Here is a 21,447-nt window from a genome sequence, read left to right as displayed (position 1 = left end):
TAAAGAAGGGCGGCGAAAATGTCGCCGCCCTTCTATGGCTTGATCAATTATTTCTGGGCGTCCTGGATTGCCTTGACCAGATCGGCCAGATCCGGATTGGCTTTGATGAAGTTGTCGTAGACAGGCTGCATCGCATCCTGGAACGCTGACTTGTCGGCGACTTCGTTCACTTCGATACCGGCTGCAACAACTTTCTCTTTGGACTTTTCTGCACGTTCTGCCCAGGCAGCGCGCTGTACCTTGACCGACTCATCCGCAGCTTCCTGAAGGATTTTCTTCTCGTCATCTGACAGGCCGTCATAAAGCGCCTTGTTCACGCACAGGCATTCCGGAAGGATCAGATGCTGGGTCACCGAATAGTATTTGGCAGCTTCGAAATGGCCGGAGCTGTCATAGGACGGATAGTTGTTTTCCGCGCCATCAATAACACCGGTTTTCAGCGACTGATAAACTTCGCCATACGGCATCGGGGTTGCGTTGCCACCAAGGGCTGCAACCATCTGCACATACAAATCGTTGCTCATCACGCGGAATTTAAGACCTTTGAGATCTTCGGGCGTGTTGATCGGATGCTTGGTGTTATAGAAGGAACGCGCACCGGAATCGTACCAGCCAAGAGCCTGAAGACCTGCTTCGGCAAGGCCGTCTGCGATCTGCTGACCTGCCGGACCGTCCATGACTTCATGCATCGCTTCGACGTTTTTGAAGATGAAAGGCAGCGAAACAACGTTTGCTTCAGGCGCAACTTCACCGAGTGGGCCGAGGTTGAAAACAGCCCAGTCCAGACCGCCAAGGCGAACCTGCTGAATGGCATCAGGCTGATCGCCCAGAACGCCGCCGTGATAAACCTTGGCTTCAAGGTTTCCACCGGATTTTTCATTGATCAGGCGGGCGAATTCTTCCATCCCGGTCGAAACCGGATAGTCTGCCGGATGGATGTTCCAGCCACGCCATTCACGTGCTTGCGCACCGGCAACAAAAGCAACCGACATTGCCGCTGCGGCAAGTGTCAGCGTCGTGGTTTTCATAAACTTGTTCATTGATATTCCTCCCGTGACTTTATGTCATTCAACGTTAAAGTCTTGTTTTCCCTGATGGGACCAGTTGTTGTCAGAAAACCTTACATCTTGTTACTTGTAACAACAAGTAATGGTTTTTCTGACAACCGAATTTTGCGCGCCATTTGCTTTTGCGGCGTCGCAGAGGTAGTCCCGGCAGAAGCCACCTGCCGGGGTCGTCAAGCTTAGGCAGCCTTAAGTGCGTCCTCGCCGAACGCCTTACGGATAACGTCAGCCAGCATATCGTGTTCTTCGCTGCTCAGATCGGTAAGGGGGCTGCGAACCGGGCCGGTATCACGGCCGATAACGCGCATGCCTGCCTTGACGATCGACACGGCATAACCCGTGCCGCGATCACGCACCGCAAGATACGGATAGAAGAAATCAGTCAGGATGCGGTTCATCGTCGCATCGTCGTCGCGAGTCAGCGCATCATAGAATTCCAGTGCCTGCTTGGGCAGGAAGTTGAAGATCGCCGACGAATAGGTGGTCACACCCGCGGCCTTGTATGCCTTGGCAAAAACTTCGGCCGTCGGCATCCCACCGATATAGGAAAGACGATCCCCCATCGTGACACAAACGCGCGTTACCAGTTCGATATCGCCGTGCCCATCCTTGAAGCCGACCAGATTGGGACACTCGTCACACAATTTCGAAAGCGTTTCGGCAGACAGGATCGAGTTGTCGCGGTTGTAAACAATCACACCGATGCTCACCGCATTACAAACCGCCTTGACGCGCTCATACAGGCCTTCCTGCTTGGCACCAACCAGATATTGCGGCAGCAGAAGCAGACCATCCGCACCGGCCTTTTCACATTCGTGCGCCAGTTCGACGGCCATTGCCGTACCATAACCGCAACCGGCAATGATCGGGGTATCACCGGCAACTTCCTTGGCAACGCGGACGGTCCGAACGACTTCCGCCGGGGTCAGCGAGAAAAATTCGCCTGTGCCACCGGCCGCAAACAGCGCTGCTGCCGGATACTGGGCCAGCCAGGCCACATGTGTACGGTAGGTATCCATATCCAGCGAACCATCCGCCTTGAACGGCGTAACCGGGAAAGAAAGAAGCCCGGCACCAATTGCCGTTTTCAGATCCTGATAATGCATAAATCGTCCTTCAATTCATAAATCGGCGACATAACCTATGATGATTCTATAAATTCATCATATCATTGTGTCAATCATATTACTCACAAACTTTAGTCTAGCGAGAAAACAGCGATTTACCGGGAATTTGGCCCATACCGCCCCTTCAGCCAAATCATCATATCAACGGGTTTGACACTGCAAATCCACGACTCTCGACAATTGATATGATGACTTTATGCTTTCATGCCGCTACGCTGCTGAAAACATCGCAAAAACAGAAGGATGCGCGCGGAAAATGACCGACATCACCAAGGCAAGCCGGATTCTGGCCGATGCGTTTAAGCAAAACATTCTGATAGATCCCCTGCCCGCAGACGCGAGTCCGGTCGACTTCGATACTGCCTACGAGATACAGCAAGCCACTCTTGCCCTGACTGACGCGAAGCAAACCGGATGGAAGCTTTCGGTCGCGACACGCGTTGCACAGGCAGGGCTTGGGATTGAAGGGCCGCTGGTCGGGCCGTTGCTGGATGGCCGGATCATCGAAAACGGGGCGACCATCACCACAAATGATGTTCATTTCCCAAATATCGAGGCCGAGATTGCCGTGGTCATGGCTAGCACGCCCGATAGCAACGCCACCATTGATACGGTTCTGGACCACATCAAAAGCGTGCATCTGGCAATCGAAATCGCAGACCGCAGATATCGTGATAGACAGGGACCGGTTGCAACACTGGCCGATCTTAACTCTACCGGCTATCTCGTGCTTGGCCCGGAAATCATCAATTGGCGGGATATGGCGTTTTTGAATGTACCGGTAGAAACAAGATCGGATGACAAAATCCTCGCCCAGAATAGCGATCCGGCCGCATGGCCCGATCCGTTTGGCGGATTGGCCTATCTGGTCGGATTCCTTGCTAAACGCGGCACGCATTTAAAGGCAGGTGACGTCATCACCACCGGGGCCTGCGCGACGCCAACGCTGATCAGTCATGGTCGAATTGATGCGATTTTTAACGGTGTCGGCACGGTCCATGCCACTATCAAAGCATAAGCATCCGGACAGCAAAAAGGGCCGTGCAGAACAAACTGCACGGCCCTTTTTTTCAGGTGTTATGTCTTATCCGCCTTCGCGGAACCGGTTGACCGGCACGCCCGCGACATCGACACGCAACATGACAAGTTTGCCCGCGTCGGGGAATTCATCACGTTTTTCCGCCGGATAATTTTCCATGTGGCTGGTAACATAAAGCGTTTTCATATCCGCCCCGCCAAAGCACGGCATGGTCGGATTTGGCATCGGCATATCAATAGACAGCAGCAACGTGCCATCATGCGCAAACCGGTTCAGTTTGCCTGCCGAAACACCAGCACTCCAATAACAACCTTCCATGTCAACCGCCGCACCATCCGGACGTCCGATCATGTCATCAAGATCAAGGAAACGCTGACAATTGCTGATCGCGCCGGTTTTGGTATCAAAGTCCCAGCGATTGACCCAAGGCCCGCGAGAATCCGAGTGATACATAATCCGTCCATCGGGCGACCATGCCAGACCGTTGGAAATCTTGATCCCACCGGCTTTGTGTTCGACCTCACCTTTGCCTGTCACGCGATAAAGCGATGCCACCGGTTGCTTGTCGGCATTCTGATCCATTGTACCGACCCAGAACGTCCCGTCCGGGCCGATTTTGCCGTCATTAGTGCGGCTCATGTCATTGTCGCCATCAACAACCGCCAGCTTTTCTCTATCCCCGGTTTTCGGATCAAACAGGACGATGTCGCTTTTCAGCGCCACAACCAGACGCCCCTGATCGGTTAGTCCGAAACAGCCGACTTCGCTCTCGAATGACCAACTGTGGCGCTGCCCGGTTTCGATATCAAGTGCATGGATTTTCTGACCGACGATATCGGCCCAGTAAAGGCGGTTGTTGTCTCCGTCCCAGTTCGGGCATTCGCCCAGTTCGAACCGTTCCTCCAGCAGAATGCGGGGCTGCTGCACGGCTGAAATATCACCTGACATGATCCGTTCCTGTATTCTTTCCGACGCAATTCGTCATATGACTTGTGTGCAGGCGCACGGGCGCACTTGTCAATAAATTTGCTTGGAAACTTTACAGGCTTGTATGAGACCATACGCCTTCCAGCTACATATCACGCGCATGGTCGGTTACCCGCTGACGGGCCTGATGCAAATGATAACGCATCAGCAATTCCGCACTTTCCCCGTCCTGTCCACGGATTGCATCATAAATCTGGCGATGTTCCAAAAGAACCTTTTTCACCCGGTCAGCCGATCCGGTACGGGTGATGTTAAGCGCGACATTCATGGTTTTGGCAATCACGCCATGCAGCGACGTCAGCATGGTGACAAAAATATCATTTCCGCTGGCGCGTGCGATTGACATATGAAATTCAAAATCTGCCTGATCGGCGATGTCACCGGCTGCAATGCCTTGTTCAAGCATTTTAAGCGCCCGTTCGATATCGCGATGATGGCGCAGGGTGGCACGTTCCGCCGCCATCCGTGCAGTTGCTGCCTCGATCGCGATCCGGGCCTCAAAACAGCGCAGCAACCCCGCCACATCATTGATGCCGCCAAACTCGATCAACCCTTGTGGCGGACGTTTCTTGACAAAAGACCCAACCCCCTGGCGGGCATAGACCAACCCGTCAGACTGCAATTTACGCAGCGCTTCACGTACCACGGGCCGTGACACACCAAAAGACGCACATATTTCATTTTCAGAGGGCAGCTTTGCCCCTTCGGACAGATTGCCAGACACAATCTGTTCCAGAATTTGCCCATAAAGCTGATCCGCAAGCTTTTCACGCTTTTGTATTTTAAGCTGCAAGCCGGTCATTTCCCCAATCCCCATCAACTTGTCATCTTGTCATTCTTACTTGTAAGTTTTATCGGCAAATTCTGAAGGGGTAAAGGGGAAGCAATCAGTCGACCAGTGAATAATCCCGCCTGCCGACCGGTTCCTCGTGATCATCGACAAGGCCATTATCCGATCCGGTCAAAAGGCCTGGTGTCAGGGTCATGACGCCAGAAAGCGTATCGTTATAGCCAAGCACCCTAACATCGCCGAATTCCTTGAATTCCGGACGGTTATGAACGTTTGGTACATGCGACACCGGCTCGACACAGAATGTCTGACCGTTTTCCGGGATATAGAATTGCAGATTCGACAAAGTGTCACTGGCTTCCAGAAGCAGGCTTAACTGCCGGTCTGCCCAGACCATTTCCACCTGTTTGTTCCAGCCGATATAATGAACATCAAGCCCCTTGTGATGGCGGATCATCTTGCCATCGGCAAAGTCACGCCCAAGATCAATCACCGTTCGCGTGGTCGGCAATTTTCCCTCATCCGTGCTAAAACAGTCGGTCGCAACAAACTGCACCCATGCGCTTTCACCGCCGGGGAACCATGGATGCAACCCGATCCCATAAGGCATCGGTCCCTTTCCCAGATGACGCACGCCGATTTCGATTGAAATGGTATCGTTTGCAACTTTGATCTGTTGCCAGGCGACATAGCAGAAACCCGTCTGCGGATCGTCATGTTTGTGATTGAAGCGGATGGTATCAACTGTCGGGCGTTCTATATCCCAGACACTGGAAATTCCAAATCCATGAATTGCATGCGGATCCGGTGCCCGATTGGCCGGAACATTGATGGTTTTGCCGTCGAATTCGAACTGGGCATAACCCAGCCGGTTGGCAAACGGTACCATCGGAAAACATCCCAGATGCGACGGATTACCCGATGTCAGGGCATAGTCGTCAATCGGGCGCAAAAGGTTGATCACCCCGTTGCCGTCGGGACGTACCCAGTCGATTCTTGAAATGGCGCCACCACGGGGCACAATCCCGACCTTGAAAGGGCCGCTGTTCCAGCGATATTCAGCTTCGGCCGTTTTGGCCATTATCGTCGCCTCGTCACTATATCAAAATCATATGATGACTTTCCGTCACCAACATCGTAGGACTATTTCAGGATGTTAAGTTTGTCATTATTAACATCTGGTTCCGATCATAGCGGATTTGCAGAGCAAGAAAATGAGCAACAACGCCGCGCGAAATGCACCACGCAAAGTTTCCCTGACCGAAAAGGTCATCGCAAGCCTGCGACACGAAATTGAAAGCGGCATGCGCACCCCCGGCAGTAAACTGCCGACCGAGCCCGTGCTGACCGAACAATTCGGCGTCAGCCGCACGGTCGTGCGCGAGGCCATCGCAGCCCTAAAGGCCGACGGTTTGCTTGAACCGCGCCAGGGGGCCGGTGTGTTTGTGCTCGCCCCCAGCCCACGCAAACTGGGTAGCGCAATCTTTGCTGTCGATTCCGCGCAGATTTCTGATGTTCTGGAAATTCTTGAACTGCGCATGGCGGTCGAGATCGAGGCCGCAGGTCTTGCCTGTGCGCGAAGTTCGGCGGCACAGCAGGCGAAAATCTACGAAGCCCTGCAAGAAATGACCGACCAGTTCGAACGCGGCAATCCGACAGAAAAGGCCGATTTCGAGTTCCACCGCGCCATTGCAGATGCGACAAACAATCGGCGCTATGTCGAGTTCCTTGAACATCTGGGCGATAAAACCATCCCGCGCGCGCAATTGCGCCGCCGCCCGCCAGAGGTCGAAGACCAGAAAAACTACATGCAGAAAATTCTGGCCGAACATCATCGCATCTTTGATGCAATTGCCGCGCGCGATGCCGAAACCGCCCGCACGGCAATGCGCGAACATCTCAGCCAAAGTCAGGCCCGTTATCAAAGCCTGCTGCGTCAACGCTAGATAAAATCAGCCCTGACTAATCAGGGCTGCGATATCACGCATGCCGTCAAAAACCACGTCAGCCCCGGCTTCGCAAAGCCGGGCTGCGGCAATTTTGCGATCTTCCGCATAGTGCCCGCCACCGACATAACCAATACAGGTCATGCCTGCGGCCACCGCGGCCTTGACCCCGGCAACGGAATCCTCGATCACCACCGCCTGTTCCGGGCGAAAGCCCATTTTATCGGCGGCATATAAAAACAGATCAGGTGCTGGTTTGCCGTTCTTGACGAAATCCGCACTATAGATGTCGGTACCAAACCAGTGACCAAGGCCGGTAACCGCCATCGTACGTTCAAGGCGCTGCACCGAACTGCTTGATGAAATGCAAAACGCGACATTTCGGCGGCGCAATGCATTCAAGACATCCTCGATGTCGTCTGTTTTCTGCAATTCGACGTCATAGCGGGCAAACAGCCGTTCATAAAAGAACGGTTTGAATTCTGCGGTGATATCCCGTCCGGTTTCGATACGGATATGTTCAATTGGTGCCGCACTTGATCGCCCGGTAAAACGGGCGGCAACTTCGGCAAGATCAAGCGGTGCACCATAATGATCAAGCACATCGACAAGCGTCGCCAGCGAAATAGACTCACTGTCGACCAGAACGCCGTCACAATCGAAAAGAACGACATCCTTGCCGGTCATGATCGGAGCCGACGCCGGGTTACGGGCGTTATCTTGGACATTTCCGGGGGCCATGTTGAACCTGGCTTCGTTGGGTTTGATCACAAAAGCCTATACAATCGCGAATGTCATCGTCAATCAAAATGAACATTTGACCAATCGATGCACTTTTGCTCAATTACGTACGGCACTAATTTATCGCGGTGACCAACACGCGCGAAGAATGCATAAAACCGGGATCGGGTTTGCCTATAAAATACAGGGCTCCCGCCAGCCGGCCCCGCGGGAGGAATACCATATGAGCCTTACAGACAAAGTCATTATCGGTGTGGATGTTGGCACCGGGAGTGCGCGCGCAGGCGTGTTTAGCCAGGATGGAAAACTGCTCGGCAGTGCCGCCCATGCAATCGCCATGAACAAGCCCAAACCCGACTTCGTCGAACAGGACTCGGAAAATATCTGGCAATCGGTTTGCCAGTCGGTTCGCGATGCGCTGACAAAATCAAACATCGCAGCCAATCAGGTCGCAGCCATCGGGTTTGACGCCACCTGTTCGCTCGTGATCCGCGATGCCAATAACCGTCCGCTTGGTGTCACCCCAGGCGGCGGCGATAACTGGGATGTTATTGTCTGGATGGACCACCGCGCGGTCCGCGAGGCCGAAGAATGCACAAAAACCGGCGCAAAGGTTCTTGAATATATCGGCGGCACCATGTCACCCGAAATGGAATTGCCCAAACTTATGTGGTTAAAACGCCACCACCGTCAGAACTGGGATAAAATGGGTGCGGCTTACGACCTTGCCGATTTCCTGTCCTTCCGCGCAACTGGCAGCAACGAGCGGTCCTGCTGCACGATAACCTGCAAATGGACCTATCTGGCCCATCAGGATGATCCGTGGGATCGCGCATTTCTTGATCAGATCGGTCTTGATGATTTCCCGGGCAAAGCTGGAATTGACCGCAAGGCATTGGGTGTTGGCGATCTGATCGCCAATTTGTCCGAACAGAGTGCGGCCGAACTTGGCCTGACCACCGATTGCGTCGTGGGAGCAGGCTTGATTGATGCCCATGCCGGGGCCCTTGGTACTCTTGGCGAATATCTGGATGGCAATCTGGATGAACGGTTCGCCATGATTGCCGGAACCTCAACCTGCCATATGGCGCTGTCATCCGAACCGCGCTTCATCAAGGGCGTATGGGGCCCCTATTTCGGGGCGATTGCGCCGGGTCTTTGGCTTAACGAGGGCGGCCAGTCGGCAACCGGTGCATTGCTTGATCACATTGTTGCCATGCATCCTTTTTCGCATGCTATGGGTCGCGATGCTCACAAGCTTGCCGGCGAAAAACTTTTGCACCGGATGATGGAAACACCTGATCTTGCGCCGCGCCTACATGTTCTGCCCGATTTTCATGGTAACCGGTCACCACTCGCCGATTCAGAAGCGCTTGGCGTGATTTCCGGCCTCAGCCTTGATCAAAGCGAGGAAAGCTTCCTTGACCTTTACTGGGCAACCGCCTGCGCGATTGCCTATGGCACGCGCCATATCATTGATGCCCTGAACGCGACCGGTTATGACATCAAACATATCCATCTAAGCGGCGGACACACTGCAAGCCCGGTTCTGGTCAAACTTTATGCCGACGTCACCGGCTGCAATGTCGTGATGTCCGACTGTGCCGAACCGGTCCTGCTGGGATCCGCGATGCTGGGTGCGGCGGCCCTTGATCCCGAAGGCGGTCTTGCACTTGCGTCGCGCCGGATGGCTGGCAAGGAAACCATCCACGCGCCGGACCAAACCGCAAAGGACGCCCACGATAGGCGCTATGCCATTTTCCACAAGCTTCATGCCCACCGACAGGAACTTGATGCCATGGCCGCAGGCTGATTCATCAAAAAAGCCCCGCAACATACGCTGCGGGGCTTTTCATTTTGCTAGCAAGCCTCATCAGGCCTGAATGGTTTTCTGATGCTGGCTTCCCAGCCCCTCGACACCAAGTTCCATGACATCGCCGGGTTTCAGGAAGCGTTGCGGCGTCATACCCATACCGACACCGGGCGGGGTACCAGTCGTGATGATGTCGCCCGGTTGCAGGGTCATGAATTTCGACAGATAGCTGATTAGATGGGCAACGCCGTAAACCATGGTTGCGGTGCTGCCATTCTGGACGCGTTCGCCGTTCAGTTCCAGCCACAGGCGCAGGTTCTGCGGGTCGGCAACCTCGTCCCGTGTCACAAGCCACGGTCCGATCGGGCCAAACGTATCGTGGCTTTTGCCCTTTACCCACTGGCCGGCATGTTCAAGCTGAAACGAGCGTTCAGACACATCATTGACCACACAGTAACCTGCCACATGATCAAGCGCCTCTGCCTCGGTCACATATTTGGCTTCCTTGCCGATCACGATGCCCAGTTCGACTTCCCAGTCGGATTTTTGCGAACCGCGTGGAATTTCCACATCGTCATTCGGGCCGCAAACCGCCGACGTTGCCTTGAAAAAGATGATCGGCTCAGGCGGCACCTGCATGCCTGCTTCGGCCGCGTGATCGGAATAGTTCAGACCAATGCAGATAAACTTGCCCGGTTTGGCAACACAGGCACCGATCCGCGGGTTGCCCGAGACGACCGGAAGACTTACCGGATCAAGGGTGGCAATTTTGGCAAAGGTGGCATCGGAAATGGTGTCTGGATTGAAGTCCTCGATCACCGCCGACAAATCTCGGATTACACCGCCCTGATCGAGTAATCCGGGTTTTTCCGCACCAACAGCGCCGAAACGCAGCAGTTTCATTTTGTTTCCTCCCATGATCGGTCTATTTGCATTCCTCATACAAATAATTTGACATGCGGTCCAGCAACGATCCGCCCCCCAAAACAAAAGGGCCGCATATTTGCGGCCCTTTCTGGTATCTTTTATAAGGTCAGGCAAGGTTGGCGCTGAAAAACTCGGCCGTTCTTGAATTGGCGGTTTCAGCATCCTTCTGGTCGTAATGCGCCCCTCCCTTGCGCGCAAAGGCGTGATCACGACCTGGATAGAAATGCAGCTCTGTCAACGGATGATCATCAAGCGCGTCCTTGATAACCGCCTGCGCATCGGCGGGGATATACTCATCATTCCCGGCAAGGTGAATGATCACCGGCTGTTTGATCTTTCCGGCCTCGCCGACATAATTGTTCATCCCACCGCCGTAATAGACCGCAAACGCATCGCCATCGGTGCGCGTCGCCGACAGGAAGGTCAAAAGCCCGCCAAGGCAGAAACCGACAACCCCTGCTTTGCCATTTGCACCATCAAGCTTGCGCGCTGCCTGAAGGGTTGCGGCGATATCTTCGACGCCCTTATCGACATTAAATGCCTGATAATAGCCAAATGCCTGTTTCCATTCTTCTTCGGTCTTGTCGGTGATTTCGATCCCTGGCTCGATCCGCCAGAACAGATCGGGACAAACCGCAATATATCCCTGCTTGGCATAGTCATCGGCAATGCCCCGCATCACGGCATTAACACCAAAAATTTCCTGAATAACCACCACCACCGGTGCCGGTAACTTGGCAGGCATGGCGACATAGGCATCGAAATTTCCGTCTGGCGTCGTTACGGTCAGCTTGCTGGTCATGATGGTCCTCCTTGTCGATATCCGATTTTTCCGGCGACGCCGGTTGTTTCCCTGTTGAGGTATTGGATCACATCGATTTCGCAAGGGCGCGGCAGAAATCCCCTGCCCTCAGATCAGTTTCGCCACGGATTGACCGCACGGCGGTCCACCACACCGGGCACAATCCCGCGTGCCGCGTTCGATACATGATCCATCACGTTACTGGCCGCGATATCGTATTGACGGGAGACCATGCGTTTTTGCCGTTCGGCAAATAACGGTGCACGATCCGCCAGATCAATCGGGCTTCCGGCGGTTTCGGTCCCGGCAAGGAACGCATCACGATCAAGCCAATCAAGCGTATTTTTCGTCAGATCAAGACGCAGCACATCGCCATCGCGCAAATGACCGATACCACCGCCAGAAAATGCTTCCGGGACCATATGGCCGATACAGGCCCCCTTGGTCACGCCGGAATAACGGCCATCGGTAATCAGCATACTGGATGCTTCAAGGATGCGATGATGGCGAAGGTTCTGGGACGGCGAAAACATTTCCGGCATGCCATAGGCTTCCGGCCCCTGCCCGCCAATGACAAAGGCAAAGGACAAATGCCCCTGTGCCAGCATGTCCTTGGGCGCATCCATATCAACCCGGTTGCCGCCATTGCGCCGGACCACGGCAGCAATCAGGTCTTCGTCCACACCATCAGTTTCAATCAAACGCGTCACCAGATCGGGCGACGCAAAATCAGCATTGCAGACATGCTCGTTTTCGTAATAGCGCACGATGAAAACGTGATCGTCGAAATGTTCGATCAGATGGTCGCTCATACCCGATGTCTTGACCGCACAATTCTCAAAGAAACTGCCGGTCAGAACATCAACACCGGACCGCTTGCGCACCGGTGTTGCCCGGATAACCGATTTATCCCCCAGCGACAGATCAACGGGGTTTTCAAGATTTGCAATCCTTTCCCCCCACGTCTTGCCAAGAACCGTCGGCGCATCAAGATCCATCGCCACACCAAGATCGGCCAGAATGCGATAGATGCTTTCCATGCCGCGGTTTTTGCCTTCGGCCATTTGCTGCGCCAGAACAAAGGTATCGCGGTTTTCGGTCAGACTATGGGCGAAGATTTCCGGCACCGGCGTTTTAAGACGCACATCCTGATAATCATCAATCGTCACATCAAACCCAGCATAGCGCATCATGAAGGGCAAATGCAGCAGCATGTTGCTGCTTGACCCCGTGGCATTGTGAATGCGGACGAAATTGGCAAAGTTGCGTTTCAACAGATTGCTGATCGCATATTCGGGCTTGTTAAACACACCAAACAGCGCATCAATCCCGGCCGCCACGGCCGCATAGGGCGGCACATCGGTCAGCAACTCCAGTTCCGGCGGCGTCAGACCAAAGGCTGCCAGCATGGTGCGCGATGAATTACCCGTACCGTTAAAGGCGCAAATTCCCCCCTTGGAATCACAGGTCGCCCCGGCAAGCTCGTCAAGAACCCGGCGTTCCATCTTGCCATCGATAATGCCTAGCAACCGTGCACGATCAAGCAACCCGGCAAAGGCTTCATCCGATGTGCATTGCAGGATATAGCGCATGTTTTCACGAATGTCGGAACCAAGGTCATCATGCCCGGCACGATCCGCGTCATCAGCAATTTTATCAAGCAACCGGCGGGTGCCGTCGGGAATTTCGCCCCCCTTCAGCACGTGGGACGGGGCAAATACCGCCCAAACCGGGGCCTGATCGCCGCGATATTTCCGCGCCTGATCGGCCGCCGCCAAACCGGCCACAACGGCCGAAGGTGATTTGTCGCACCCGGCAATCACATAAGCCGCATGATAACTGTGGCCTTCAAAGGTAATGTTCACGGCGGCCGCCGTATGGTTGCGTGACGCAAGTGAATAGCTTTGGCCGATATTGTTTTGCGCTGTGCCATCGCAGATTACCGGTACATGAAACAGGAACGGCACCCCGCCCATTTCCCAGATACGAATGGCCGCCATCAAGGCCTGAGGCCGGTCCAGCAAATGCGCAGGATGATCCGGTGCGCCGCCGATAATCGCAATGCGTGGCCGGTTTTCCACCAACCGCCCGACCACATCGCGGATTTCGGGCACCGCAAATTTCCGATCGCTGGCAACAACCGGGTTTTCATTCACCGCATCACGCAAAAGACGGACAACCGTAATAGGCTGATTGGCCAACCCCTGAATACAGTCGCGATAGGGATTGGCTTTTTCATCAATGGTGATGGCATTGGGGATGGATCGGGATTGGTGGGGCATGATCGTCTCTGACTGCCGGATATCGGGGCTGCGGAATACTGGCGATTATGGCGTAACGTTACTTCGTTTTGGGCAGACTATCAGACAAGTCCGCCGTCGACGATAAAGCTTTGTGACGAACATGCCGATGACACGTCAGATGCGAGGAAAAGCACCATCTGTGCAACATCATCCCCGACAAGTCGACGCTTGATGCATTGTTCGGACTGAATGCGCTCTTCATCTTCCGGGCTGATCCAAAGGTCAAGCTGTCGCTGGGTAATGATACAGCCCGGAATGACCGTATTGACCCGGATACCATCCGCCCCCCAATCACGCGCCAGTGCGCGCGTCATACCTACGACCCCTGCCTTGGCAGTTTCATACCCCACCAGGTCGGGCAGCCCCATCAAATAACTTACCGAACTGAAATTAATGATACTGCCCCGGCCCTTTTCGGCCATGCCCTTTGCCACGGCACGCGAACAGAAAAACTGGTGTGACAGATTGACATCAAGCTTGTCACGCCATTCATCCGGCCCGGTTTCTTCGGGGCTGTGGCGATCATCGCGAGCCGCATTGTTCACCAGCACATCAATCACGCCAATTTTTGATGCCATTTCGGTAACGGCCTTGGGAATCTGGGCCTGATCGCGCAGATCAAGTGACATGTAGTGCGGACGAACATCCAGATCACGTTCGATTTCGGCACACAGTTTTGCCGCAGCAGCATCATCGATATCAAAAAAGCCGACCCGCGCCCCCTGCGCACAAAAAGCCCGGACGATAGACGCCCCGATGCCCGACGCGCCGCCGGTCACAAGAACCGATTTGCCGTCTAAGTCGTGATAACTCGCTGTCATGACGTTCCCTGACTTGTTTTCATCTTTTATTTTTCACAATCAAATTAAATGCTGCGCTGCACCAACTCAAACTCACCTAGAATCAACTAAAGATGCGGTTCAATGCTGAATTCAAGCCTGAAAAGCGAGATTTTTAATTTGCTCATTAAAAAAAATTTGACAGGACGGATCGAAGGCGTCAACATTTTTTCGACAACAAAAATAAATGTCATTGCAAGACACATATCATTCAGGGAAGAAACAGATGAAAAAACTCCTCTCCTCGGTCGCACTGGCCGGTGCCGTGCTGTTTTCCGCCAACGCCTTTGCCGATGACCTGATCGTTGGTGTCAGTTGGTCAAACTTCCAGGAAGAACGCTGGAAAACCGACGAAGCCGCCATTGTGAAGGCGCTTGAAGCAGCTGGCGCACAATATATCAGCGCCGATGCTCAAAGCTCGCCGTCCAAACAGCTTTCCGATATCGAAAGCCTGATTTCGCGTGGCGCAGATGCCCTTATCGTTCTGGCACAGGATTCCTCATCCATTGGCGCTGCAGTCACGCAGGCCATCAATGAAGGCATTCCGGTGGTTGGTTATGACCGCCTGATCGAAGACCCGAACGCCTATTACATTACGTTCAACAACAAGGAAGTCGGCCGTCTTCAGGCCGAAGCCGTGTTTGCCGAACAGCCGAAAGGCAATTACGTCTTCATCAAAGGCGCACCGACTGACCCGAACGCCAATATCCTGCATGAAGGCCAGCTTGAAATCCTTCAGGCCGCGATCGATAGCGGCGACATCAAGGTCGTCGGCGAAGCTTATACCGATAGCTGGCAGCCAGCCATCGCCCAGCGCAACATGGAACAGTTCCTGACCGCTGCCGACAACAAGGTCGATGCTGTTGTCGCCTCGAATGACGGCACCGCTGGTGGTGTTGTTGCCGCCCTTTCCGCACAGGGCATGCAGGGCATCCCGGTTTCCGGTCAGGATGGCGATCACGCAGCACTTAACCGTGTCGCCCTTGGCACCCAGACGGTTTCGGTCTGGAAAGATGCCCGCCTTCTGGGGCAGCGCGCGGCTGAAATCGCGGTTGAACTGGCAAAAGGCGCCAAACTTGGAGATGTCGAAGGTACCCAGGACTGGAACAGCCCGAACGGCGTCACCATGAAATCCTACTTCCTTGATCCGGTGGCGATCACCCAGAACAAGCTTGATCTTGTGATCGATGCGGGCTGGGTATCGAAAGACGTCGTCTGCAAAGGGGTTGAAAGCGGCAAGGTCGCTGCCTGTAACTAGGCAGGTTTCCTCCCTCCGACCTTGTTAAACCCCGGGGCCGGCCGCACCCTTTCGACCGGCCCCGCTGCCTGACGAGCATTTTACATGACAAGACTACTTGCCAAGATGGAAGTCGACCGCCGCCTTGTGGGGCTCGCCGTTGTGCTTCTGGTTATCTGGATCGGCTTTGATATCGCATCCGGCGGCCGCTTCATCACCCCGCGAAACATCTTTAACCTGTCTGTCCAGACCGCGTCTGTTGCCGTGATGGCATGCGGCATGGTTCTGATCATTGTCACCCGCCATATCGATCTTTCGGTCGGTGCGATGCTGGGTGTTCTGGCGATGATCATGGGCGTGGTGCAAACCGATTTCCTGCCGCAATTCCTTGAATACAATCACCCGATGACATGGATCATCACCCTATTGGTCGGGTTGATCATCGGGGCGGCAATTGGTGGCGTTCAGGGACTGGCTGTTGGTTATCTGGGTGTTCCGGCCTTTATTGTCACGCTTGGCGGGCTTCTGGTCTGGCGCGGGGCAGCATGGTGGGTCACACAGGGTCGTACTGTTGCCCCGCTAGATCATAATTTCATGCTGCTGGGTGGCGGGATCGAAGGCACCATTGGCGCAACCTGGAGCTGGATCGTAGCCGCAGTTGCGATTGTCGCCATCATCTATGCCGCAATCATGGAACGCCGCCGCAGGCTTTCCTTCCAGTTCCCGGTCAAACCTATCTGGGCGGAATATACCAATACAATCATTAAGGCCGGGCTGGTTCTGGTGGCGATCATCACATTGAATGCCTATCACCTACCCGAACGTGCGGCTGAACGCATTCTAGAAGATCGCGGCCTTCCGGTAACGCCGGAAAACCTTATGATTTCGCATGGTATTCCGATCCCGCTTCTGATTGTTGCCCTTGTGGCGATTGTGCTGACCATCGTTGCCAAACGCACCCGGTTCGGGCGCTATGTATTCGCCATGGGTGGCAACCCGCAGGCCGCCGAACTGGCCGGCATCAATGTCAAACGCATGACGGTTGCGGTTTTTGCCCTGATGGGTGTCTTGTGCGCGATCAGTGCGGCGATTTCATCAGCACGCCTGCAATCGGCGGGTAATGACCTTGGCACGCTTGACGAATTACGCGTCATTGCCGCGGTTGTGATTGGCGGCACGTCACTGGCGGGCGGTGTTGGTACTATTTATGGCGCACTGATTGGCGCATTGGTGATGCAAAGCCTGCAAAGCGGCATGGCTCTTCTGGGTGTTGATACATCGCTGCAAAGCATCGTCATCGGCCTTGTGCTAGTCCTTGCCGTGTTCAGCGACAAATATTTCCATCGTCGCTACAGCGACCCGACCAGCTAGGAGTATCGGAAAATGAACGATATCAAAACCGGTCAAAACCCGCTGGTCGAAATGCGCGACATCCATATCAGCTTTGGCGGCGTCAAGGCAGTCGACGGGGTTTCCATCGATCTTTATCCCGGCGAGGTGGTCGGCGTGCTGGGCCATAACGGTGCAGGCAAATCAACCCTGATCAAGGTACTTTCAGGCGCATACAAGGCCGATACCGGCCAGATCATCGTCGATGGCCACGAAGCCAAAATTGAAAATGCCCGCGATGCCCGTGACAACAATATCGAAACCATCTATCAGAACCTGGCCCTTGCCGATAACCTTGACGCCGCACAAAACCTGTTTCTGGGTCGTGAAATCGTCGACAAGCTCGGCTTTCTGGATGACGCGGCGATGGAACATAAGGCCCGCGAAGTCCTGCATCGCCTGAACCCGAACTTCCATAAATTTACATCACCGGTTTCCGCCCTTTCGGGCGGGCAACGCCAATCTGTCGCGATAGCGCGCGCGCTTTTGTTCGAAGCCCGCGTCCTGATCATGGATGAACCTTGTGCGGCGCTTGGCGTGCATGAAACCCGCATGGTTGGTGAACTGATTGCCCAGCTTAAACGTGACGGGCTCGGTATTTTGTTGATCAGTCATGATCTTCATGATGTGTTTGATTTGTCTGACCGTTTGCATGTTATGAAGAACGGCAAGCTGGTTGGCACCGTCCCGACCAAGGATGTCACCCATGACGATGTTCTGGGCATGATCATTCTGGGTAAAATGCCCGAACACCTTATGCATCTGGCCGGGCCGGGTGCCACCAACGCCCCGAACAAAGAGGCCCTCGAATGACTATCGACTTTCCGAATACCGCCCGCGATATTCTGCCCGACGATCATGGTAATGCCATCCTGGTCGGTCGTGTCTGGGATCCGCGCGTTTCCGGCCCGACCCCGGTTGTTGTCGATCAGGGAAACCTCCGCGATATCAGCAAACTGGCCCCGACCATCAGCCAGCTTCTTGAACGCGAGGACCTGGTATCGCAGCTTCGTAACCCGTCGGGTTTCCCGCTTGTCGGAACACTGGATGACATTGCTGCCGCATCGAAACCCGGTGCTGGATCGCAAACACTTCATTTGCTCAGCCCCAATGACCTTCAGGCGATCAAGGCCAGTGGCGTGACGTTTGTCGCAAGCCTTCTGGAACGTGTAATCGAAGAACAGGCGCGCGGCGACGCCAGCAAGGCCGATCTGATCCGCGCCGAAATCACCGGCATCATCGGCGACGATCTGTCTCAGATCGAACCGGGATCGAAAAAGGCCGCCGACATCAAGGAAGTCCTGATCGCCAAGGGCGCATGGTCGCAGTATCTTGAAGTCGGCATTGGCCCGGATGCTGAAATCTTTACTAAATCCCCACCCATGTCCGCCGTCGGTCATGGTGCGCATGTCGGTCTGCACCCGATTTCAAACTGGAACAACCCGGAACCCGAAGTGGTTTTGGCCGTCAGTTCAAAGGGCAAAATCGTCGGCGCGACCCTTGGCAACGATGTCAATCTGCGCGACGTCGAAGGCCGTTCTGCCCTGCTTCTGGGCAAGGCAAAGGACAATAATGGCTCCTGCGCCATCGGACCATTCATCCGTATTTTTGATGGCAACTTCACGCTTGAAACCGTCAAGCAGGCCGATCTTAAAATGGCGGTCGACGGGCAGGATGGCTATCACCTTGATGCTGGATCCTCCATGAGCCAGATCAGCCGTTCGCCCGAAAGCCTGGCAGCACAGGCATGCGGCAAACATCACCAGTATCCGGATGGCTTCATGCTGTTTCTGGGCACGATGTTTGCGCCCACCGATGATCGTGGCGGCAAGGGCAAGGGCTTTACCCATGAAATGGGCGACCTTGTCACCATTTCGACCCCCTGCCTCGGCACGCTTTGCAATCAGGTCGACCGGTCTGATGCAATTGCGCCATGGACCTTTGGCATCACAGCATTGATGACCAATCTGGCCGCGCGCGGATTGCTTTAACCCGGTGCATCACCGGCTTGCCAAAGCGTTAAAAAACATGCCCTTATCCGGAACCGGGTTTTCGCCCGGTTCCGATCCCGCCTTGCAGAATAACAGGCCCCGCCGATGAGCCGTCGAACCGATAACGATACCCCGCGCCAACCGTCCCAGATTGCCATTCTGCGCTTTTTGCGCATCCATGGCCCGGCCGCACGGATCGATATCGGCAATGCCACCGGATTAAGCCCGGCAACCGTTACCTCGCTGACCGCCGATCTGATTGCACAGGGACTGGTCAAAGAAACCCAGGGCACACCAAGCAGCGCAAATGGCAGTAACGGCCAAAGTGCCACGCGCGGTCGTCCAAAGGTTCTGCTTGATCTTGTGCCCGGCGCGGCCTGCGTGATTGGTGTCAAACTGACCATCAATTTGGTTGAAATCGCGCTGGGCAATTTCAAGGGCGAGATCGAACGCAGTATCCAGCACAGCATCAATACCCGCGATCTTGATGAGACATCACTGGTGACAACGCTGTGCGATCTGATTGACCAATTCATCACTGATAACCGCGATATCGCGCCGAACCCGCCTGTCGGGGTCGGCATCGCCATACAGGGTGTCGCTGACAGCAATAGCGGCGAAATCATCTGGTCACCGGCCCTTCGCAATCGACACATCGCGATTACCAAACCGTTACGCGAACGCTTTGGCGGTGTTGTGCAGATGTCAAACGATGCCAACTGTATTGCAACCGCCATCACCCAGAATAACGATCTTGGCGGTAATGGCGATTTTGCCGTGATCATGCTGGGCTATGGTGTGGGTATGGGACTTGTCCTGAACGGGGCTGTCTATAACGGGCATTTTGGCGCGGCCGCCGAATTTGGCCATATGAAATACCAGCCCGACGGGCCGCTTTGCAATTGCGGGCGACGCGGTTGTATCGAAGCCTATATCGGGGACTACGCCATTTTGCGTGATGCCAGCGGCCTTATTGACATGCCCGACGCCAATAGCCTGCATCCCAGTGAAAAGCAGATGATGGATCTGGTCAAACGGGCGCGTGACGGCCACGAAGACCTTGCCGATCTGTTCCGCCACGCCGGAAAGGTACTCGGATATGGCATTGCCAATCTGATCGCCCTTCTGGGACCGGAACGCATCCTGATCACTGGTTCCGGCGCACGGGCCTATGATCTTATGGAACCCGAAATCGAACGCGGCCTTCGCGAGGCACAGGTACCGGAGCTTCGCAGCGGACCAAAGATCATCCACCTGCCGTGGGACAAGGATCTGGCGTTGCAGGGCGCAATCGGCCAAAGCCTTTTGCGCCATGACGAAAGCATGTTTGCCAACCCACCGGTAAACTGACCGGATCAATCATCCGAACCCGAAATGCAAAAAGCCGCCCGAAACGGGGCGGCTTTACGCGATATTCAGCAAAACATAACGGGATCAGCGACCCGTTTTCTTGCGCCATGCTTCATAATTGGCTTTGGTTTCGTCCTTGGTCGCCGGATACAGGCCGATGATCGGCTTGCCCGCCAGAACTTCTTCCAGAACGAAGTCCTCGAAGCTTTCCATGCCTGCGCATTCTTCGGCCAGCTCGTCAGCGAGGTGGGCCGGAATGACAACGACACCATCCTTGTCACCGACCAGAACATCACCCGGGAAAACCGGCGCATCGCCACACCCGATCGGCACGTTCAGATCATAGGCTTCATGCAGGGTCAGGTTGGTAGGAGCCGACGGACGATTGTGATAGGCATGAATATCAAGTTTGCCAATGCCTTCGGCATCACGGAAACCACCATCGGTAACGATACCGACAACACCACGCTTCATCAGGCGGGTCACAAGGATCGAACCCGCCGATGCCGCCCGGGCATCCTTGCGGCTATCCATCACCAGAACATGACCAGCCGGGCATTGTTCAACCGCAACACGCTGCGGATGGTTGGGATCGCGGAAAACCTCGATCGGGTTGCGATCTTCGCGGGCCGGGATATAGCGCAGGGTATAAGCCTGCCCGACCATGTTTTCGCCTTTGGGCGCAACCGGGCCGACATCCTGAATAAACTGGTTGCGCAGACCGCGTTTGAAAAGGGCCGTGCATAGCGAGGCCGTGCTGACCTTTTTAAGCTTGTCGCGCGTTGCGTCGCCAAGGACATAATCGCTCATTATATGAACTCCGTAGGTACGCCGGGGTGCAATCACCCCGGCAAATCAATGAAATACGATCAGGCCAAATCAGCTGGCAGGACATCCGCCGGGATGTTCTGATAGCAAACCGGACGCAGGAAGCGACGGATCGACATGGTGCCAACCGATGTCGCCCCGAAATTGGTCGATGCCGGGTATGGCCCGCCATGCACCATGGTGTCGGAAACCTCAACCCCGGTCGGGAAACCGTTGGCCAGAATACGCCCCGCCTTACGTTCCAAGATCGGCATAAGTGAACGCGCATCTGCCG

General features: G+C 54.8%; 19 protein-coding genes and 1 pseudogene. 8 read left to right on the top strand and 12 right to left on the bottom strand.

Annotated features, from left to right (window positions below):
• Positions 1-47: 47 nt before the first annotated feature.
• Entirely contained in the window at positions 48-1,040 is a 993-nt protein-coding gene (locus tag TH5_RS16650; RefSeq protein ID WP_114122784.1) for a TRAP transporter substrate-binding protein, read from the bottom strand.
• 203 nt (positions 1,041-1,243) lie between these two features.
• Complete coding sequence (gene kdgD / locus TH5_RS16645) at positions 1,244-2,170, bottom strand: 5-dehydro-4-deoxyglucarate dehydratase (protein ID WP_114122783.1); 927 nt, start codon at positions 2,168-2,170, stop codon at positions 1,244-1,246.
• A gap of 277 nt (positions 2,171-2,447) precedes the next feature.
• On the opposite strand from kdgD, the gene TH5_RS16640 reads away from it, so the two are divergent.
• On the top strand, positions 2,448-3,209 hold the full coding sequence (locus TH5_RS16640) for a 2-keto-4-pentenoate hydratase (RefSeq protein WP_114122829.1): 762 nt from the start codon (positions 2,448-2,450) through the stop codon (positions 3,207-3,209).
• Between the two features lie 66 nt (positions 3,210-3,275).
• On the opposite strand, the gene TH5_RS16635 is transcribed toward TH5_RS16640, so the two are convergent.
• From TH5_RS16635 to TH5_RS16625, 3 genes are all read right to left on the bottom strand, one after another.
• Entirely contained in the window at positions 3,276-4,178 is a 903-nt protein-coding gene (locus TH5_RS16635; protein ID WP_114122782.1) for an SMP-30/gluconolactonase/LRE family protein, read from the bottom strand.
• Positions 4,179-4,302: 124 nt separating this feature from the next.
• Positions 4,303-5,019, bottom strand: a complete 717-nt coding sequence (locus TH5_RS16630) for a FadR/GntR family transcriptional regulator (RefSeq protein WP_082824712.1) — start codon at positions 5,017-5,019, stop codon at positions 4,303-4,305.
• Positions 5,020-5,104: 85 nt separating this feature from the next.
• A complete protein-coding gene (locus TH5_RS16625) occupies positions 5,105-6,088 on the bottom strand; it encodes an aldose epimerase family protein (protein WP_114122781.1) in 984 nt (327 codons plus the stop codon).
• A 133-nt stretch (positions 6,089-6,221) separates the two neighbouring features.
• Between TH5_RS16625 and TH5_RS16620 the strand changes: the two genes are divergently transcribed.
• Complete coding sequence (locus tag TH5_RS16620; protein ID WP_062950776.1) at positions 6,222-6,953, top strand: FadR/GntR family transcriptional regulator; 732 nt, start codon at positions 6,222-6,224, stop codon at positions 6,951-6,953.
• A 6-nt stretch (positions 6,954-6,959) separates the two neighbouring features.
• On the opposite strand, the gene TH5_RS16615 is transcribed toward TH5_RS16620, so the two are convergent.
• Entirely contained in the window at positions 6,960-7,694 is a 735-nt protein-coding gene (locus tag TH5_RS16615) for an HAD family hydrolase (protein WP_114122780.1), read from the bottom strand.
• Positions 7,695-7,917: 223 nt separating this feature from the next.
• Here TH5_RS16615 and TH5_RS16610 point away from each other — a divergent pair, with 223 nt between their 5' ends.
• Complete coding sequence (locus tag TH5_RS16610; protein ID WP_114122828.1) at positions 7,918-9,507, top strand: FGGY-family carbohydrate kinase; 1,590 nt, start codon at positions 7,918-7,920, stop codon at positions 9,505-9,507.
• 60 nt (positions 9,508-9,567) lie between these two features.
• Here the strand turns inward: TH5_RS16610 and TH5_RS16605 are convergent, their stop codons facing one another.
• From TH5_RS16605 to TH5_RS16590, 4 genes are all read right to left on the bottom strand, one after another.
• A complete protein-coding gene (locus tag TH5_RS16605; RefSeq protein ID WP_114122827.1) occupies positions 9,568-10,410 on the bottom strand; it encodes a fumarylacetoacetate hydrolase family protein in 843 nt (280 codons plus the stop codon).
• Between the two features lie 130 nt (positions 10,411-10,540).
• Positions 10,541-11,236: a dienelactone hydrolase family protein gene (locus TH5_RS16600; RefSeq protein ID WP_114122779.1), complete on the bottom strand. Its 696-nt coding sequence runs from the start codon at positions 11,234-11,236 to the stop codon at positions 10,541-10,543.
• 113 nt (positions 11,237-11,349) lie between these two features.
• Positions 11,350-13,518, bottom strand: a complete 2,169-nt coding sequence (locus TH5_RS16595; protein WP_114122778.1) for a dihydroxy-acid dehydratase domain-containing protein — start codon at positions 13,516-13,518, stop codon at positions 11,350-11,352.
• A gap of 80 nt (positions 13,519-13,598) precedes the next feature.
• Positions 13,599-14,360 carry an SDR family NAD(P)-dependent oxidoreductase gene (locus TH5_RS16590; RefSeq protein ID WP_114122777.1) on the bottom strand — a complete coding sequence of 254 codons (762 nt, stop codon included), beginning with the start codon at positions 14,358-14,360 and terminating at the stop codon, positions 13,599-13,601.
• 244 nt (positions 14,361-14,604) lie between these two features.
• Between TH5_RS16590 and xylF the strand changes: the two genes are divergently transcribed.
• From xylF to TH5_RS16565, 5 genes are all read left to right on the top strand, one after another.
• Entirely contained in the window at positions 14,605-15,636 is a 1,032-nt protein-coding gene (gene xylF, locus TH5_RS16585) for a D-xylose ABC transporter substrate-binding protein (RefSeq protein ID WP_062959037.1), read from the top strand.
• A gap of 84 nt (positions 15,637-15,720) precedes the next feature.
• Positions 15,721-16,986: a sugar ABC transporter permease gene (locus TH5_RS16580; protein ID WP_208638471.1), complete on the top strand. Its 1,266-nt coding sequence runs from the start codon at positions 15,721-15,723 to the stop codon at positions 16,984-16,986.
• A gap of 12 nt (positions 16,987-16,998) precedes the next feature.
• Entirely contained in the window at positions 16,999-17,817 is an 819-nt protein-coding gene (locus tag TH5_RS16575) for an ATP-binding cassette domain-containing protein (protein ID WP_208638470.1), read from the top strand.
• Positions 17,814-18,995, top strand: a complete 1,182-nt coding sequence (locus TH5_RS16570) for a fumarylacetoacetate hydrolase family protein (protein ID WP_114122775.1) — start codon at positions 17,814-17,816, stop codon at positions 18,993-18,995. Before TH5_RS16575 ends, TH5_RS16570 begins: the two co-directional genes overlap by 4 nt.
• Before the next feature lie 105 nt (positions 18,996-19,100).
• Positions 19,101-20,345 carry an ROK family transcriptional regulator gene (locus TH5_RS16565; protein WP_114122774.1) on the top strand — a complete coding sequence of 415 codons (1,245 nt, stop codon included), beginning with the start codon at positions 19,101-19,103 and terminating at the stop codon, positions 20,343-20,345.
• Positions 20,346-20,429: 84 nt separating this feature from the next.
• Here TH5_RS16565 and TH5_RS16560 read toward each other — a convergent pair whose 3' ends face one another.
• Both TH5_RS16560 and TH5_RS16555 read right to left on the bottom strand, forming a co-directional pair.
• The gene (locus tag TH5_RS16560) at positions 20,430-21,155 is read right to left on the bottom strand and encodes a ribonuclease activity regulator RraA (protein WP_114122773.1); all 726 of its coding nucleotides are present in this window, start codon (positions 21,153-21,155) and stop codon (positions 20,430-20,432) included.
• Between the two features lie 59 nt (positions 21,156-21,214).
• Positions 21,215-21,447: pseudogene (locus tag TH5_RS16555) on the bottom strand (aldehyde dehydrogenase (NADP(+))); the annotation flags it as partial.

It is taken from the genome of Thalassospira xianhensis MCCC 1A02616 (assembly GCF_003326475.1).
GTDB lineage: Bacteria > Pseudomonadota > Alphaproteobacteria > Rhodospirillales > Thalassospiraceae > Thalassospira > Thalassospira xianhensis.
The sequence above is the reverse complement of the archived record's forward strand: the minus strand, read 5'-3'. Positions and strand labels throughout refer to the sequence as shown.

Bases quoted from the DNA above. Each gene is read 5' to 3' on its own strand.
- TH5_RS16605 (WP_114122827.1), bottom strand. From the start codon at position 10,410: ATGAAACTGCTGCGTTTCGGCGCTGTTGGTGCGGAAAAACCCGGATTA.
- kdgD (WP_114122783.1), bottom strand. From the start codon at position 2,170: ATGCATTATCAGGATCTGAAAACGGCAATTGGTGCCGGGCTTCTTTCT.
- TH5_RS16610 (WP_114122828.1), top strand. From the start codon at position 7,918: ATGAGCCTTACAGACAAAGTCATTATCGGTGTGGATGTTGGCACCGGG.
- TH5_RS16650 (WP_114122784.1), bottom strand. From the start codon at position 1,040: ATGAACAAGTTTATGAAAACCACGACGCTGACACTTGCCGCAGCGGCA.
- TH5_RS16615 (WP_114122780.1), bottom strand. From the start codon at position 7,694: ATGGCCCCCGGAAATGTCCAAGATAACGCCCGTAACCCGGCGTCGGCT.
- TH5_RS16580 (WP_208638471.1), top strand. From the start codon at position 15,721: ATGACAAGACTACTTGCCAAGATGGAAGTCGACCGCCGCCTTGTGGGG.
- TH5_RS16560 (WP_114122773.1), bottom strand. From the start codon at position 21,155: ATGAGCGATTATGTCCTTGGCGACGCAACGCGCGACAAGCTTAAAAAG.
- TH5_RS16575 (WP_208638470.1), top strand. From the start codon at position 16,999: ATGAACGATATCAAAACCGGTCAAAACCCGCTGGTCGAAATGCGCGAC.
- TH5_RS16565 (WP_114122774.1), top strand. From the start codon at position 19,101: ATGAGCCGTCGAACCGATAACGATACCCCGCGCCAACCGTCCCAGATT.
- TH5_RS16595 (WP_114122778.1), bottom strand. From the start codon at position 13,518: ATGCCCCACCAATCCCGATCCATCCCCAATGCCATCACCATTGATGAA.
- xylF (WP_062959037.1), top strand. From the start codon at position 14,605: ATGAAAAAACTCCTCTCCTCGGTCGCACTGGCCGGTGCCGTGCTGTTT.
- TH5_RS16570 (WP_114122775.1), top strand. From the start codon at position 17,814: ATGACTATCGACTTTCCGAATACCGCCCGCGATATTCTGCCCGACGAT.
- TH5_RS16590 (WP_114122777.1), bottom strand. From the start codon at position 14,360: ATGACAGCGAGTTATCACGACTTAGACGGCAAATCGGTTCTTGTGACC.
- TH5_RS16630 (WP_082824712.1), bottom strand. From the start codon at position 5,019: ATGACCGGCTTGCAGCTTAAAATACAAAAGCGTGAAAAGCTTGCGGAT.
- TH5_RS16600 (WP_114122779.1), bottom strand. From the start codon at position 11,236: ATGACCAGCAAGCTGACCGTAACGACGCCAGACGGAAATTTCGATGCC.
- TH5_RS16640 (WP_114122829.1), top strand. From the start codon at position 2,448: ATGACCGACATCACCAAGGCAAGCCGGATTCTGGCCGATGCGTTTAAG.
- TH5_RS16620 (WP_062950776.1), top strand. From the start codon at position 6,222: ATGAGCAACAACGCCGCGCGAAATGCACCACGCAAAGTTTCCCTGACC.
- TH5_RS16635 (WP_114122782.1), bottom strand. From the start codon at position 4,178: ATGTCAGGTGATATTTCAGCCGTGCAGCAGCCCCGCATTCTGCTGGAG.
- TH5_RS16625 (WP_114122781.1), bottom strand. From the start codon at position 6,088: ATGGCCAAAACGGCCGAAGCTGAATATCGCTGGAACAGCGGCCCTTTC.